This is a genomic window from Actibacterium sp. 188UL27-1 (assembly GCF_016901225.1).
Classification (GTDB): Bacteria; Pseudomonadota; Alphaproteobacteria; order Rhodobacterales; family Rhodobacteraceae; genus 188UL27-1.
Genome location: NZ_JAFEUL010000027.1, coordinates 17,068 through 32,500 on the forward strand (window position 1 = coordinate 17,068; position 15,433 = coordinate 32,500).

The 15,433-nt window shown below is 59.8% G+C and carries 17 protein-coding genes (1 of these 17 cut by a window edge); 7 read left to right on the forward strand and 10 right to left on the reverse strand.

Going from position 1 to position 15,433, the window contains the following annotated elements; all coding sequences use genetic code 11:
• Positions 1-55 precede the first annotated feature (55 nt).
• The 3 genes from IU397_RS21490 to IU397_RS21500 form a co-directional block, all read right to left on the reverse strand.
• On the reverse strand, positions 56-850 hold the full coding sequence (locus IU397_RS21490; protein WP_204417557.1) for a 3'(2'),5'-bisphosphate nucleotidase CysQ: 795 nt from the start codon (positions 848-850) through the stop codon (positions 56-58).
• The gene (locus IU397_RS21495; protein ID WP_204417558.1) at positions 837-2,183 is read right to left on the reverse strand and encodes a TldD/PmbA family protein; all 1,347 of its coding nucleotides are present in this window, start codon (positions 2,181-2,183) and stop codon (positions 837-839) included. The genes IU397_RS21490 and IU397_RS21495 overlap by 14 nt, the downstream gene beginning before the upstream one ends.
• A gap of 68 nt (positions 2,184-2,251) precedes the next feature.
• Positions 2,252-2,782, reverse strand: a complete 531-nt coding sequence (locus IU397_RS21500; protein ID WP_204417559.1) for an Lrp/AsnC family transcriptional regulator — start codon at positions 2,780-2,782, stop codon at positions 2,252-2,254.
• 67 nt (positions 2,783-2,849) lie between these two features.
• Here IU397_RS21500 and IU397_RS21505 point away from each other — a divergent pair, with 67 nt between their 5' ends.
• Together IU397_RS21505 and IU397_RS21510 are read left to right on the forward strand one after the other, a co-directional pair.
• Positions 2,850-3,236: a RidA family protein gene (locus IU397_RS21505; RefSeq protein WP_204417560.1), complete on the forward strand. Its 387-nt coding sequence runs from the start codon at positions 2,850-2,852 to the stop codon at positions 3,234-3,236.
• Positions 3,237-3,306: 70 nt separating this feature from the next.
• Positions 3,307-3,699, forward strand: coding sequence for an NUDIX domain-containing protein (locus IU397_RS21510; RefSeq protein ID WP_204417561.1), 393 nt, complete (start codon positions 3,307-3,309; stop codon positions 3,697-3,699).
• Here the strand turns inward: IU397_RS21510 and IU397_RS21515 are convergent.
• Together IU397_RS21515 and IU397_RS21520 are read right to left on the reverse strand one after the other, a co-directional pair.
• On the reverse strand, positions 3,684-4,124 hold the full coding sequence (locus IU397_RS21515; RefSeq protein WP_204417562.1) for an MAPEG family protein: 441 nt from the start codon (positions 4,122-4,124) through the stop codon (positions 3,684-3,686). The two genes, IU397_RS21510 and IU397_RS21515, sit on opposite strands and share 16 nt — an antisense overlap.
• 9 nt (positions 4,125-4,133) lie before the next feature.
• Positions 4,134-4,454: a YciI family protein gene (locus IU397_RS21520; RefSeq protein WP_204417564.1), complete on the reverse strand. Its 321-nt coding sequence runs from the start codon at positions 4,452-4,454 to the stop codon at positions 4,134-4,136.
• Positions 4,455-4,558: 104 nt separating this feature from the next.
• Between IU397_RS21520 and IU397_RS21525 the strand changes: the two genes are divergently transcribed.
• Complete coding sequence (locus IU397_RS21525; protein ID WP_204417565.1) at positions 4,559-5,155, forward strand: TetR/AcrR family transcriptional regulator; 597 nt, start codon at positions 4,559-4,561, stop codon at positions 5,153-5,155.
• A 165-nt stretch (positions 5,156-5,320) separates the two neighbouring features.
• Here the strand turns inward: IU397_RS21525 and IU397_RS21530 are convergent, their stop codons facing one another.
• The 3 genes from IU397_RS21530 to IU397_RS21540 form a co-directional block, all read right to left on the reverse strand.
• Positions 5,321-7,264, reverse strand: coding sequence for a S9 family peptidase (locus IU397_RS21530; protein WP_204417566.1), 1,944 nt, complete (start codon positions 7,262-7,264; stop codon positions 5,321-5,323).
• A gap of 91 nt (positions 7,265-7,355) precedes the next feature.
• Entirely contained in the window at positions 7,356-8,027 is a 672-nt protein-coding gene (locus IU397_RS21535) for a DsbA family protein (RefSeq protein WP_204417567.1), read from the reverse strand.
• Positions 8,024-8,557 carry a DUF721 domain-containing protein gene (locus IU397_RS21540; RefSeq protein ID WP_204417568.1) on the reverse strand — a complete coding sequence of 178 codons (534 nt, stop codon included), beginning with the start codon at positions 8,555-8,557 and terminating at the stop codon, positions 8,024-8,026. The genes IU397_RS21535 and IU397_RS21540 overlap by 4 nt, the downstream gene beginning before the upstream one ends.
• A gap of 81 nt (positions 8,558-8,638) precedes the next feature.
• Between IU397_RS21540 and mutY the strand changes: the two genes are divergently transcribed.
• Positions 8,639-9,703 carry an A/G-specific adenine glycosylase gene (mutY, locus tag IU397_RS21545; protein ID WP_204417569.1) on the forward strand — a complete coding sequence of 355 codons (1,065 nt, stop codon included), beginning with the start codon at positions 8,639-8,641 and terminating at the stop codon, positions 9,701-9,703.
• 46 nt (positions 9,704-9,749) lie between these two features.
• Positions 9,750-10,895, forward strand: coding sequence for an alkane 1-monooxygenase (locus IU397_RS21550; protein ID WP_204417570.1), 1,146 nt, complete (start codon positions 9,750-9,752; stop codon positions 10,893-10,895).
• 39 nt (positions 10,896-10,934) lie between these two features.
• On the opposite strand, the gene IU397_RS21555 is transcribed toward IU397_RS21550, so the two are convergent.
• Positions 10,935-12,527 carry a fasciclin domain-containing protein gene (locus IU397_RS21555; RefSeq protein WP_204417571.1) on the reverse strand — a complete coding sequence of 531 codons (1,593 nt, stop codon included), beginning with the start codon at positions 12,525-12,527 and terminating at the stop codon, positions 10,935-10,937.
• Positions 12,528-12,655: 128 nt separating this feature from the next.
• Positions 12,656-13,135 carry a fasciclin domain-containing protein gene (locus IU397_RS21560; RefSeq protein WP_204417573.1) on the reverse strand — a complete coding sequence of 160 codons (480 nt, stop codon included), beginning with the start codon at positions 13,133-13,135 and terminating at the stop codon, positions 12,656-12,658.
• A gap of 267 nt (positions 13,136-13,402) precedes the next feature.
• Between IU397_RS21560 and IU397_RS21565 the strand changes: the two genes are divergently transcribed.
• A complete protein-coding gene (locus IU397_RS21565) occupies positions 13,403-14,896 on the forward strand; it encodes an FMN-binding glutamate synthase family protein (protein ID WP_204417585.1) in 1,494 nt (497 codons plus the stop codon).
• 71 nt (positions 14,897-14,967) lie between these two features.
• On the forward strand, positions 14,968-15,433 hold the 5' portion of the coding sequence (gene msrP, locus IU397_RS21570) for a protein-methionine-sulfoxide reductase catalytic subunit MsrP (RefSeq protein ID WP_204417575.1). It continues 464 nt past the right edge of the window; 466 of the gene's 930 nt are visible here — the first part of the coding sequence; it begins with the start codon at positions 14,968-14,970; its stop codon lies beyond the right edge, outside the window.

The window sequence follows — 15,433 nt, forward strand, 5'->3', positions numbered from 1 at the left end:
CCAACTCCTCCGATAAATAGGAAGAAGCGTGGCCAATCGACAGGTGGAGTGTCAACTAAGGCTGGGTGCTGGTTTCGGTGGTGAGGGCCGCGAGCGTTTGGGCATGGATCGGTGCGGGAGCGCAGAGGGTGCCTTTCGCATGGGCATCGGGACTGTTGAAGGTAATTGGCGTGCCATGGCGGTCGGTTACCGTGGCCCCAGCTTCTGCCGCGATCAGGGCCCCGGCGGCGATGTCCCATTCCCACGTATTGCGGAAGGTGAACATCGCGTCAAACCGCCCTTCGGCCACAAGGCACATCCGGTAGGCGATGGAAGTGCGGAAATTGCGGTTGAGCTTTGGCATGGGCGGGATCCAATGCTGCGGCTGGAAGGTCGGTTTGGAGGCGAGGATCTGCGCCCCGTCCAGCGCGGTGCGGGGGCTGGGCTGGATCGGAGCACCATTGGCTTGTGCCCCCTGACCGGTCGCCGCCGTATAGATCTTGTCGCGCAACGGCAGATAGACGACGGCAGCCGTGATCTGTCCGCGATGGGCAACGGCCAGGGAATGAGCCCATGTGCGCTCTCCGGCGGCAAAGGCGCGGGTGCCGTCGATGGGATCGATGATAAAGATCGTGTCCTGGGTCAGGCGCTTGGTGTTATCCTCTGTTTCCTCGCTCAGCCAGCCGTAATTGGGGCGGGCGGCGCGCAACGTGTCGTGGAGCATGGCATCGACGGCCAGATCGGCCTCTGTCACCGGACCCGCATCGCCTGGCTTGTCCCAGGTCTTGTGACCGTCGGTCCAGAAGCGTGTGGCGATGTTGCCGGAGGCATGTGCGGCCTGGATCAGCAGCTCCAGATCAGTCGCCGGCAAGGGTCATCCCTTCGACCAACAGCGACGGAACCCGGCGCGACAGGTGGGGCCGGGCATCGTTGGCCGCGCGCAGGGTCATCAGCATGTCGCGCAGATTGCCAGCGATCGTGCATTCGTTGACGGGATAGGCCAGTTCGCCATTCTCCACCCAGTATCCGGCGGCCCCGCGGGAGTAATCCCCGGTTGTCGGGTTGATGGTGGAGCCGATCATGGAGGTAACCAAAAGGCCCGTCCCCATCTCTGCCAGCAGATTGGCGCGGGTTTGGGTGCCCTGGGTCAGCGACAGGTTAAAGAGCATCGGTTGCGGGGGCGCAGATGTGTTGCGCGCGGCATCGCCGGTGCTGTTCAGGCCAAGGTGGCGGGCGGTCGACAAGTCCATCGTCCAGCTTTTCAGCACACCATCTTCGACGATATCCATGGGGGTGGTTGGTAGCCCCTCGGCATCGAACAGACGGGAGCCGGAGGTGCGCGGGCGATGCGGTTCCTTGCTGAGCGACATGCCTTTCGGCAGGACCTGCTCTCCCATCGCCTCACGCAGCCAGGAGGCGCCGCGCACGATTGCGGTGCCGCCCATTGCGGCAGTCAGGTGGCTGATCAGGCTGGAAGAGATCCGTTCGTCATAAAGCACTGGATAGGCGCCTGTCTTGGGCTTGCGGGCACCTGCGCGGGCCAGGGTGCGTTCGGCGGCGATGCGCCCGATCTGCGCAGGGTCGGGCAGGTCCGCGCGGTAGGTGCGGACTTCGCTGTGGTAGTCCACCTCCATCTCCGTACCCTCGCCCGTAATGGCGGCGGTGAAGATGCCGTTATCCGTGCGCGCATAGCCTGCGGAAAACCCGGTCGTGGTGGCAAGATGGACCCGCCGGCCCGCGAATTGCGCGCCGCTGCTTTCGACTTGGCTGATCCCGGCGACGGCGAGGGCGGCGGCTTCAGCGGTGCGCGCCGCAGCTTCCAGTTCCGCCGGGTCCGGTTCGGGCGCTGGGTCGATCATATCAAGGGGCGCAGTGTCCAGATTCGTCGCCAATTGAGCGGGATCTGCAAGGCCAACGCCGGGATCCTCCGGCGCTTCGCGTGCCATGGCGACGGCGCGTTCGGCCATTTCGGCAATCGTGTCGGCCGTCAGCAAGGACGAGGCGACGCAGGCCTGGCGCTTACCCAGGATAACGCGCAGGCCAATATCGGTGCCCTCGGACCGTTCGGCCTGTTCGAGCTTGCCCAGCCGTACGTCGATGGAAACCGCCCGGTTCTGGACGGCGATGGCATCTGCGGTATCGGCCCCGGCCTTGCGTGCGGCGGTCAGGAGCGCGTCCGTCAGGTGGTCAAGTGGCTCTGTCACGGCGGGCTCCTGGTTTGCGGTCTCCCTGAGCTAGGCCAAGTGCCGGGGAGGGGCAAGGGAGGCTGGTTTCATTCAGGCGGGAGATGGAGGGTCGGCCAGTCCATTGTGACCTCTGCCTGAACCGGGCGGTCCAGGTAGGTCGATAGCGCAATGAAGCTTTTGGTCCCGCGTATCCCGGGTAGTTGATAAAGCTGCGACAGGAAATGCTCCAGCGCGAGCGTGTTGGCCGCGCGCACCTTCATGATGACGGATGTGTCCCCCGCGACGGAATGCATTTCCTCTACCTCTGGAAATTCCGCCAGCCGCATCATGCGTTCGCTTTTGCCCCAACCATCCGCATCGACATGGACAAAGGCGAGCAGGGGTTTGCCCACGGATGGGCCATCCAGGCGCGCCGCGGTTCGGGAAATGATCCCGTTCGCCCGTAACCTCTTCACCCGTTCATGTACTGCCGGGGCGGACAGGCCCACCTGCTCTCCCAATGCGGCGTTGGTCTGGCGGGCATCCTTGGTGAGCGCGCTTAATATCCTTCGGTCAAGCGCGTCCAGGGGGCGGTCAGACGGGCGTTTTGCGTGATCCTTATCTGGTTTTGATATCATTCCGATATCTCCGGCTTTTATCCCATGATGATTTGTTGTTGGACATTAACAGAAAAGGAAAGTTGCCATGCAGGAAAGACAAATTAATCCGGTTCAGGGTATCTATGCTGCCACGCCTGACTACATTCACGCGTTGGAGGTGACCGGTGCGCGGCGTTGGTTGTTCGTCAGTGGGACGATGGGATTGGCGGAGGATGGGACTGCGCCACCGGAGCTGTCGACGCAGCTGGATCTGGTCTGGTCCAATATCCGGCGCATCCTTAAGGAGGTCGAAATGTCGGTCGATAACATTGTGCAGGTGACGTCTTATCTGCGGGATGCAGCCTATGTTGCCGAGAACCAGGAGGCGCGGGTACACGCCCTCGGCCAACGCCGTCTTCCCACCACGGCGATTATTGTGGAGACCTTGTCGGAGGACTGGAAGGTGGAGATCGAAGTGATCGCGGCCGGGTGATCCCCGATGCAGCAGACCGCACATCCCGCCATGGTCTATGATATGCCGGGACGTTCGAGAAAGGTGGACGGTGACAGATATCGTAAAGGCCCTGTTGGTGCGCGATGGGCAGATCCTGATGGCCAAACGGGCGGATACGCGACGGGCCTATCCTGGGCGGTGGAGCTTTCCCGGTGGCCATGTCGAGGCGGGGGAGACCTTGCACAACGCCCTGTTGCGTGAAGTGCGCGAAGAAATCGGCGTAGAGGTCACGTTATCAGCGTTTCTGAGGGATATGGCCGATGGCGACGTGACCTTTCATCTGTATGTCGTTCACGGTTGGCACGGTGTGCCGGCCAACCTGGGTGAAGAGCATAGCTCCGTGAAATGGCTGGATTTCAAGGTGGCGGGGCAGTTACCAGACCTCGCCTTTGATGTTTATCGACAGATCTTTGCGGCGCTGGCGGATCAGACCAGCGCATAGATGGCTGCCGCTACCAGGACCATGTTGCTGATCACCCCGCCAAGATAGGCGATTGTCCGGGGGCCGCCCGCATGTTTGCCGATGCCTGCATAGTAGAATGCCCAGTAAGCGAGGCGGCAGGCGAGATGGAGGACAGCCAGCCAGTTGACCAGAACAGCGCCGACACCAGCGATGATGGCCGCCAAGAGCGCACCGGTGAAGGCAGGCAAATTCTCGACCGTGTTGGCGTAGGTCCGCAGCGCACGAAAGCTGAGATGGGTATCATCATGCCGGGTCGGTGCGCCGGGGACCTGCCCACCATTGATGAAAGCCAGTGGGGCGCAAAGTAGGGATTGGCACAATGCGATCAGACACAGCATTGCCAGCACCAACATTGCCGGGTGATAGGGTGCCCAAACAGGCACCGCGTTCAGCAGGTTTTCCATGGGGTGTCTTTACATATCCATATCGAGCGCCTGGGCGACCTCGATCGAGCCTCCGGCGGTGACATGGGGGCAGGGTTTGGCCATGGCGATGGCGTCATCCATCGTCTTGGCCTGGATGATAGTGATGCCTGACAGGGGATTTGCGCCGCCATTATCCGCCACTGTGCCATCCGTCTGGATGGTTTTGGACGGGCCGACAGGCATGCCGGGATCGATGACGGCATCGCCCATTCCACTCATCCAGTCGCGCCAGGCAGCCATATGGGCTTGGCCTTCTTCCTTGGTCTCCAGTTTTGGGCTGCCGTGATAAGCTAGAATGAATTTAGGCATTGCCGCTCCTTTCGTTTGATGGGGTCACTGTGCCGGACATCTTGATATGTTCAAGAACATATTAACCGTGCTGCTAAGGTGGCCGGAACACAGGGAGGATCGCGATGCCATTGAGCGCGGAACACAAAGAACGAACCCGGGCACGGATCATAGAGACGGCGCGTATCCTGTTTAACCTGCACGGGCTTCGGGGTGTGACCATTGACATGGTCATGCGGGAGGCGGGGCTGACGCGCGGCGGTTTTTACAATCATTTCAAGAATAAGGATGAGTTGTACAGCGCCGCGGTGCACAGTTTCCTGCACGGGCGCGGGGCCCAGTGGCGGGATGAGGCGGGCATCGATCTGTCGCGGCTGTCGCCCGAGATGGCACAGCATATGTTGGACAGCTACCTGTCGGAAAAGCATCTGGGTGATCTGGAAAACCAGTGTCCAATGATTGCGCTGCCTTCGGACGTGGCCCGGGCTGGGGAGGAGGTTCAGAACGCCTATCACGCGTTGCTGACTGCCATGGTGTGGCTGTTCGAAAGCGCGATCGAGGGCGCGGATGCCCGCTCCCGCGCCTTGGCGATGGCCGCGTTGGCCGTTGGCGGCATGGTTCTGGCCCGTACCTTGCCCGGTTCAGATCTAGCTGATGAAGTGCGGCTGGCTGCGCATCAAACGGCCAGCCGGTTGAAAGAGGCGCCGCAGCCTGCGCCTTAGGCCACGGCGGTAGTTGGGTCAGGGCTGGCGATGATCGCCGGTGGCTTTGGCTGGCCGAGGAGGATGCCACAACGGTCCCGGTTGGCTGTTCGCACTGTGGTGTGAGCGGCGGGGAGGCTCCTTGATGCGCCACACGATGGTGTTGAACCGGATCATCCCAATGGATCAAATGCGCTTGTCGTCGTCGAACAGCGCTCCGGCCCGGATTTCGTGCGAGGCGTCCTTGAAATCATCGCCGACCGGTTCGACCCGTCCACCCATATGCCGGGCCAGGAAGGCTTCGGTGATCGCAGCATGGGCCAGGCGGTTTTCGTGGCGGCGCAGACCATGGCCCTCATCGGGGAACACCACATAGGTCACGGGAATATCCTTGGCCTGCATCGCGGCGACAATCCGGTCGCTTTGATCCAGTGTGCAACGCACATCATTGGCGCCATGGGTGATCAGCATCGGTTTTGTAATCCGGTCGACCTTGTGGATCGGAGATTGGGAGGCGAGCAGAGCACGTCCTTCCTCAGTCTCCGGGTCGCCGTAGCGGTCGATGAACAAGGCGCGTTCATCTTCCCAATAGGGCGGGATGCTTTCCAAAAGCGTTTGCACGTCGGTAAAGCCGACAACGGGCAAGGTGCAACAGAACCTGTCGGGTGTGAAGGTCGCCGCGACAAAAGCCGCATAGCCGCCATAGGATCCGCCCATGATGGCGATCTTGTCCGGGTCTGCGATTCCTTCTGCAATGGCCCAGTCGACCGCATCGATCAGGTCATTGTGGATCTTGCCCGCATGTTCCTTATCACCTGCATTGACGAAGGCTTTGCCGAAACCGGTTGAGCAGCGGTAGTTAACCGACATTACGGCGTAACCCCGATTGGCGAGCCACTGGTGATCGGGATCGTGGCAATAGACGTCTCTTCCCCAGGGGCCGCCATGAACGTTAAGAACCAGCGGAACCGGATCTTGAGGGCGATCGCCCGCAATAGTTGGCGGCAGGCTGAGGTACGACACCAGGGGCATGCCATCACGGGACGGGATGCGAAGCGTCTGCATTCCGACGAGAGGCTGTTGACTAAGTTCCGGCCGCTCCGCGAAAAGCGGTGTCACCGTTTCGTCGGCGGTTTCAACGAGGTGATAGGTGTTGCCCTGTGCCGGGCTGGTCATCGCCAGTATCCATTTGGCGTTGTCTGCGGTCAGGCTGGCAATGTAGCAGTCGGAGTCGGGAAAGCAGGCCGCCACCTTGGTCAAGGGGGCCGCGGCATCATCCAGGATCTGCCATTCGGCACGACCTGGATCGGCGAGCGCGGCCATGGGTTCCTTGCTTTGGGGATGGTGCAGTATGCCGGTAACATCTGCATCCGCGTGGGTTGCCAGCACATCTTCAGCGCCGCTTTCCATGTCGATCCGGATCATGGCAGAGGTGTTGCGCCCAACCGACGAGATTGCGGACACATGCGTGCCGGTCCAGTTGAAAATGGAAAACCAGGACGTCAGGCTATCTTCATGGGGGATCACGCGCACCGGCTCGAATTGACCGCGGTCGTAGAAGAGCACCTCTGACCCGCCGCGATTAGGCAAGGTTCGGTGCGTAATCCGAAGGTTCCCCTGCCAATCGGTTTGGATTTGACCGAAGCCCTGCGTGTTTTCATATAGCATGGTATGCGTGCCGGTCTCCACATCGATGATGTAGGGATCAAACCAACTTTTGTCGCGCAGGTTCATGCTGGCGATGATCTTTCCGGGCATGGCGGCGGACGCCATCTGAAAGAATGGGGCGATGTCATCGAAGGGGGTTAGGTCGCGCAGGTCGCCGGTATCGGGGTTAACTGCATACAGACGACCATTATCATTCCCGTTGATATCCTTGGAGAAGAGGACCCATCGGTTGTCACCGGTCCAGGCATTCCAAAAGATCGGGCGGTCGGTGAAGCGGGTCAGTGGCTCCGCCGCGGCGATATCGTCAACCGGGGCGATCCATATATTCATCACGCCATCTAGCGGCGCCTGCCATGTCAGCCGTGTCCCATCCCGCGACAGAGCCGGGCCAGACCGGCTGGGATTGCCCAGCAGCAGGTTGCGAGGAATGAGGGGGATATGAGACAAGGTTGGGGTGTTCATGGTCCGGTGTCCAAAAAGATGCGCAATTGTGCAACAAGACAACCGGGAACGGGCGCGCGACCGCCGTATCATTACGCGCGCCCGATGTGGATCAGCTTGGCAATTCGGCTTCGATCAGGCGCGAGAACTCGCTGAAGCTGGTATTGCCCGAGATAAGATTGCCATTGATCAGGAAGGACGGCGTGGAGCGAATTCCGTCGGCCTCCATGTTCTTTTGATAATTGGCATAGAGCGCTTCGGCCTTGCCAGCATCTTGAAGGCAGGCATCCAGCATGGCGTCATCAAGGCCCGCTGTGCGACCGATCTTGCGCAGGTTCGCGACGACGGCGGACGAGTCACCCGATGTCCATTCGCGCTGTTGATTGTAAAGCAGCTCGTTGATGCCGAAATACCGCACCGGGCCACCACACCGCGCCACCATGCTGGCCCACAGGCCTGGCCGGTCGAAATAAACCTCGCGGTAGATGAAATGCACCTTGCCGGTATCGATGAATTCGGTCTTGAGCTTCTTGAACGTTTCCTTGTGGAAGGTCGCGCAATGCGGGCAGGTATAGGAGGCATATTCGACCACGGTCACCGGGGCTTCCGGATCCCCCATGGTCATTTCAACGATGTCCGACGTGTCGATTTCGGATGCTTCAGACGATTGTGCCTGGGCTGGCGGTATCAGCGTTCCGGTATTGGATGCACTGCTGAACCAGTAAAGGCCTGCGGACCCAACGGCGGCGGCTGAGGCGGTCATCAAAAGAGTGCGGCGGTTCATGGGCGGTCCTTTTGCGGTGAGTTTGTTTTTGTCAGAACGTTTTTGGCCAGGGTTTCGAGTGCCGTGCGCAGGTCTGGATTGGCAACATCGCCGGTAAGATGCGCCGCCTGTTGCTGGTGTTCGGTTGATGGGGCTTTGGGTTCTTTGGGTGCGGACGTGAATTGGGCCTGGCCTTCGGCAAAGCCCGTCGGTGCAGTTTGGGTCAGGCGGATCCGGGCGATCGCATTGTAGCCGTAGACGGCGTTGACCTTGGCGCGGATCTTGGGCTCCTGCATTTGCAACATCGGGGCGGCGGCACCCGTGGTCAGCACTGTCAGCGTGGCGCCGAACCCGTCGCGCCCATAGCGGATATCGACGGGGCGGGCGCTCTTGGCGACATCCTCTCCCACGATCTCGGACCAATGGGTCAACAGCCGCGTGACGGCGAAGCCGCGTTTCGCCCCTGCATCGCGCACACGGGTCGTGAGCAGGCCAGAGGCCCGTTCAAATCCCCGCATGCGGCGGGATTTATGTGCGCTGTGTTTTGCCATGTTCCGTACTTTACAAGATGAGCGCTATCATAGAGTTTGCCGTCCTTTGAGCCAGAATAATGCGGGGCAGGGCCATAAACTATGCGTTATGACGTGGCGGATCTGCCCACGCATCTGCTGGAATGGTATGACATTCATGCCCGTTCAATGCCATGGCGGATTGGTCCGGCGGACCGTGCGTCAGGTGTGACGCCGGATGCCTATCGCGTTTGGCTGAGCGAGGTGATGCTACAGCAGACGACCGTGGCTGCCGTGCGCGATTACTTTTTGCGATTTACCGAGATCTGGCCCCGCGTCACGGATCTGGCCGCGGCAGAGGATGCCGATGTCATGGCCGCCTGGGCCGGGCTTGGCTACTATGCCCGAGCGCGCAACCTTCTGAAATGTGCGCGAGTCGTGGCGACGGAATATGACGGCCAGTTTCCCCGGACGCGAGAGGTGTTGCTGACCTTGCCGGGCATCGGACCTTACACCGCCGCTGCGGTTGCTGCCATTGCCTTTGACGAGCAAGCCACCGTTGTGGACGGCAACGTTGAGCGGGTGATGGCGCGTTATTATCGTGTCGAGACGCCGTTGCCCAAGGCGAAGGGTGAACTGACCGAACTGGCGGAAGGGTTAACGCCTGCGATCCGGCCCGGTGATTATGCCCAGGCGGTGATGGATCTGGGCGCCACGATTTGCACACCGCGCAGTCCGGCTTGCGGGATCTGCCCCTGGATGGAGGGGTGCGCTGCCCGCCGCGCTGGTGTGGCGCCAGATCTGCCGCGAAAGGCCGCGAAAGCGGCCAAGCCCGTGCGCCGCGGTATCGCCTACGTGGCCCAGCGGGAGGATGGAGCTTGGCTGCTGGAAACCCGCCCTGCAAAGGGATTGTTGGGTGGGATGCTGGGATGGCCCGGTTCGGACTGGGGCGATACGCCGACCGCATCGCCGCCCGTCGAAGCGGATTGGCACGAAGTACCGGGTGAGGTGCGCCACACCTTCACGCATTTTCACCTGCGCCTACAAGTTTTCGCAGCTCGTGTTCCAGAGAATTTCCTCCCTCATCGGGGAGAGTTTCGGGCCGCGGCCGAATTCAGTGCCGGGGATCTGCCGACGGTCATGCGCAAGTGCTATGACCTTGCGTCGCAACATGGAGATATCATTTGAGCGACCTGGTGCGGTCTGTAAGCTGCCATTCCAAGGGAGGCCATTTATGACAACCACAGACACCCATCCGGCAACTGCAACCTCATTCACCAAGACCGCACCATTTTGGATGTCATTGCTGACGGTCCCACTCGCCCTGATGGGCGCAATCCATGGCGGGCTCTGGGTCGCCATCTTGCCCGTATTCACCTGGGGACTGTTCTCGGTCCTTGATGCGGTAGCAGGCACGTATGAGGTGAATGCCGATCCGCAAACCGGTGATGATGATCTGTTTTGGTATCGGCTTCTGACGATCCTTTGGTTTCCGGTTCAGGCCTGCCTCACATTCTTTTTGGTGTGGTATGTGCCCGGCGCCGCTCATCTGGGGCTGCTGGAGAAGGTTGTCTTGTTCTTTGGCGTTGGCGTGATCGCGGGGACAATCGGCATCGTTTACGCCCATGAACTGATGCATCAGAAGAACCGGCTGGAGCGCTGGATGGGTGATCTGCTGATGACCATCACACTATACGGACATTTCCGCAGTGAGCATCTGTTGGTCCACCACCGCTATGTTGGAACGCCCCGTGATCCTGTCTCGGCGCGGTATAACGAAGGATTCTATGTGTTCCTGCCGCGCGTCCTGCGGGAGTGCCTGGTATCCGCATGGAAAGCCGAAGCCGCCATGCTGGCCCGGCGGCAGCGTGCCTGGTGGCACCGCTCCAATCCGTTCTGGCGCTATGGGTTGTTGCAATCCGCATTCCTGGGGCTGGCCTTTGCGCTGGGTGGCTGGATCGGGTTGGGCCTGTTCGTTTTTCAGGCAATCGTGGCGATCTGGCAGTTGGAACTGGTCAATTACATTGAACACTACGGCCTGACCCGCAAACATCTGGGTGACGGAAAATATGAACATGTTCAGCCGCGCCATTCGTGGAATGCGAACCAGCTGGCCTCGAACTGGTTGCTGATCAATTTACAGCGCCATAGCGACCATCATTACAAACCCGACCGGCGATTTCCGCTTCTTCAGGCTCGGGGGCCGCAGGAGGCACCACAAATGCCTTATGGCTATCCTGTCATGACCGGTCTTGCGATGATCCCGGCCCTGTGGCGGCGCGTGATGAACCCTCGCGTGGCCGACTGGCAGCGCGCCCACTACCCTGAGATCGAGGATTGGGCCCCGTATCGTGACGGGTCGCTGCCGCGGCCGCGCTAGGTCTGCGGCGCCCGTCAGGCGCCGCACATGGTTTTCGGTTCAGAAGATGAAATCGTCTTCGCTGATCCGGTGGCCCCCGAATGTGGTGATGCTCAGGTGGTCGCCATTGTCAAAGTCGATGCGGGTGTTGAAGAAACCGCGATCGATTTGATCTTCGATCGCCTCGAAACCCGACAATTCGAAATCGGTCAGGTCGATCTTGTCCTCGCCAAAGCCGAAGGTGAAGATGCGATCCGACCCGTTGCCCTGCTTGAAGATGAACGTATCCGCGCCGCGCCCGCCGAAGATCAGGTCGCTGCCTGCACCGCCATCGAGCGTATCGTCGCCGCTGCCTCCTTTGAGGATGTCGCGCCCTTCGCCGCCCAAAACGATGTCATTGCCGCCGCCGCCTCGGACCAGATCGTTGCCGGCACCGCCATCCACGGTGTCGTTTCCGCGCCCACCGCCGATGGAATCATTTCCATCACCGCCAAGGGCGCTGTCGTTGCCTTTGCCCGCGCGGATAAAGTCATTGCCGCCCTTGGCGTCGATCAGGTCATTGTCGCGTCCCGTGCGGATGATATTGCGATCATCATCTGCGATGATGAAGTCGACATCGTCTGAACCGTCGGACTGCAACAGATCAGCGGGTATCAGGACGCCATCGATCGCGTGGGCTATGCCGTTTGAGGCCTGGATATCCGTCGTGATCAGGCTTGGGTCGGGTAGGTCAGAATCGGCATCCTGCAGGCTCAAGCCATCCAGCCTCAGCGTGCCGCCCTGCAATGTCGGGACGGTGCCGTTGGCGATGATCTGACTGGATTGCAGGCTTTCGCCCGACACGTGATACAGCAGCACATCTGTCAGCAGCGGAATCGGATCGCCGCCACCGCTGAGAAGCGAAAGGGCATCGGCGATGTATCCCAATGCGCCTGCCTCATCCGTGCCGTCAAAGCCAAGTGTGGTGGCCAATCCGATGAACGCATCGTCAGTTGGGGCAAAGACGGTCAGGTCACCATCGGCACTGTCCAATGTCTCGGTCAGGCCAGCCAGATTGACAGCGGCCAGCAGGATATCGAAATCGCCACCATTGTCATCAAACCCCGCACCGTTGGCCGCCACGATACCCGCCAATGTGGGGGCATCATTGTCCGGCAGATCGATGGGCAGCAGCACCCGGTCGATGACATGTACGACGCCATTCGTTGCCTCGATATCGATCAGGCCCTCCACCAGAGACGGGTCGATCAAGTCGGGTTCGTTATCGACAAGGGTTGGCAATTCAGGCGTGAGTGTCGCGCCATTCAGCGTTGTCAGTGCCACGTCGGCAGCATCGTCGGCTGCCAGATCGGCGGAAAACTTAACGTCGGGCAGAACGTGGTATGTGATGATGTCCCGTAGAGTGGTTGCCGGAACGTTGGCCACAAGGAAAGCGGTGACGGCATCTGTATCAGCTGCATCGCCGTCAAATCCCAGATCGGTGGCCAATTGACCAAAAGCCGCGTTGGTGGGGGCAAAGACGGTAACGCCCGCATCGGGTGTATCCAGCGTGGCGACCAGATTTGACCCGGTTTCTGCATCGACAAATTGCAAAGCGCTCACAAGTACAGACAAGGCCGACGTATTGACGGCCGTCGTGGTGATCGTATCCATTTTCATTCCTTGGATGGTGAGTCAGCGTAGCCGGTTCCGTGGATCGACGGATCCCGGATTTTTTCATTATTGGCGATGTGCGTATTGGGGGGTTGGGGCGGTCTGATCAGACCGCCCCCGTGGTCAACTTACCCTTCGGGCAGAATGACCTTGTCGATGACGTGAATGACGCCGTTCGATGCTTCGATATCTGCGGTTGTCACCGCAGCTTCGTTGATTGTCACGCCAGAAGACGTATCGATCGTCACGTTGCTGCCCTGCACGGTGGCTACGTCTTGCGTGCCGGACAGATCGCCCGACATTACCTTACCGGGAACAACATGGTAGGTCAGGATCGCTACCAGTTGTTCTTTGTTCTCTGGCTTCAGAAGTTCGTCAACCGTGCCTTCGGGCAAGGCAGCAAATGCCTCATCCGTGGGGGCGAAAACGGTGAACGGACCTTCGCTTTTCAGCGTATCGACCAGCTCCGCGGCTTCGACCGCCGCAACCAGCGTGCCGAATGTGCCAGCGCCAGCAGCGGTGTCCACAATATCTTTGGGGCCTGCAAACGCCACGCCACCCATCAGGGTTGCCGCAGCAGTCAGTGCAACAAAAGTTCTCCGAAACATAAGTCTCTCTCCTGTCTCAGTTGCCTTGTCCGGTGTTGGACAATACAAATCTTACGATAGCTGAGCGGCAATAGATCACGGGGGATTGCCGCCGATATGGGTGGACAGAAAAGTGAACTGAGCTAAGCCAGCGGCGAGCGTCATTTCCAGTAACGGTTGCGTGATGCGAGGTGATCCGGCGTGAAGATCTGACGGGCCTTTGCCTTGCAGTAGCCGCCACTGCCCCGCAAAATCACCCCAACGTTGAGGGGGTTAGACATGTATTACATGGAGTGGGCAGGTTGGGCGTTGCAGTTCCTGGCCTTGCTCTTTGTTTTTATGATCGGTGTGGCCATGCTCGCCGCGCTGGCGTTCTTTATCATTGACCGACGACAGACCGAAGATGCGATCCGCCGCAATTACCCTGTGATCGGGCGGTTCCGGCATCTGTTTTCGGAGTTGGGAGAGTTCTTTCGCCAGTATTTCTTTGCCATGGACCGGGAAGAGCTGCCATTCAACCGCGCCCAACGGGAATGGGTCCACCGGGCCAGTGGCGGCATGGGCAACACGGTCGCGTTTGGTTCGACCCGCAATATCGGCGTGGCAGGAACCCCGATCTTTGTGAATGCGGCCTTTCCGCCGCTGGATGACCAGTTTGCCGCGACCGAAGCCATGGTGATCGGTCCCACCGCGCGCGAACCTTTTGTGGCGCAGTCGATCTTTAACATATCCGGCATGAGTTATGGCGCGATCTCTCGTCCCGCTGTCGAGGCGCTAAGCAAAGGTGCGGCCAAGGCTGGGATCTGGATGAATACCGGCGAGGGTGGGTTGAGCCCTTACCACCTGAAGGGGGGGTGCGATCTGGTTTTTCAGATTGGCACCGCGAAATACGGCGTGCGCGACATGGCCGGTAACCTGGACAGTGATAAGCTGCGCGAGGTGGCCGCCCATCCGCAAGTCCGCATGTTCGAGATCAAGTTGGCTCAGGGGGCGAAACCCGGCAAAGGTGGCATTCTGCCTGCCGCTAAGGTCAATGCCGAAATTGCACAGATCCGGGGGATCGTGCGGGGGCAGGACTCGCTCTCTCCCAACCGTCATGTGGAGGTCGATGATTTCGGCGATCTGCTGGATTTCGTTCAAAAGATCCGAGAGATCACGGGTAAGCCCGTTGGGTTCAAGACGGTTGTCGGTGGCGAAGATGCGATGCGCGATCTGTTCAAGCTGATTGCCGAGCGCGGAGAGGACGCTGCCCCCGACTTCATTACGCTTGATGGCGGCGAAGGTGGAACAGGTGCGGCACCTATGCCGTTGATCGACTTGGTGGGCATGCCTGTGCGGGAGGCGCTGCCGCTTTTATCGAATCTGCGCTCAGAATATGGCCTCAACGACAGGATCCGCCTGATTGCCAGCGGCAAGCTCGTCAATCCTGGCGATGTTGCCTGGGCCTTGGCGGCAGGGGCGGATTTTGTGACCTCGGCCCGTGGGTTCATGTTCAGCCTGGGCTGCATCCAGGCGCTCAAATGCAATCGCAACACTTGTCCGACCGGGATCACCACCCATGATCCACGTTTTCAGAAGGGTCTGGTGGTAAACACAAAGGCGGAAAAGGTCGCCCATTACGCTAATTCGATCACTAAGGAGGTGGAGATGATCGCACATTCAGTTGGTGTATCGGAACCGCGTCAGATCAGGCGTAGGCATGTCCGGCTTGTACAGCCGAACGGGATCTCGGTCCCGATGAACGAACTTTTCCCGAGCTACATCCACCAAACGATCCCGTGAGGTGATGAGATCTGGACTTAGAAAAGCCCAGTTTAGAGGTATGCACAGACAAACGAGATTTGGAGGCACCGATGGCAGGACGCTGGAAGAATGATCTGAACTGGTCCGATGTAACACCGAAATCGGTGTTCATGAACCGTAGGCAGTTGATGACCGGCGCAGGCGCCGCTGCGTTGGGTGGAATTGCAGGACCGGTTCTGGCCAAGCTCAACGCTGCATCCTCTGACTTTTCGACGGATGAGGAGCCCAACACATTTGAGCAGATCACGAGCTATAACAATTTTTATGAATTTGGGACGAGCAAGGAAGATCCGGCCAAATATGCTCACACGCTGACAACGAAGCCCTGGTCGATCAAGGTCGATGGGTTGGTCGACAAGCCCGGTGATTATGCGTTGGACGATCTGGTCGATGGCGCCACGTTGGAGGAGCGGATCTACCGGTTTCGTTGTGTCGAGGCCTGGTCTATGGTGGTGCCTTGGGTCGGGTTTGAGTTGAAGCATATCCTTGACAAGGTCGGCGTTCAGTCGGGCGCGA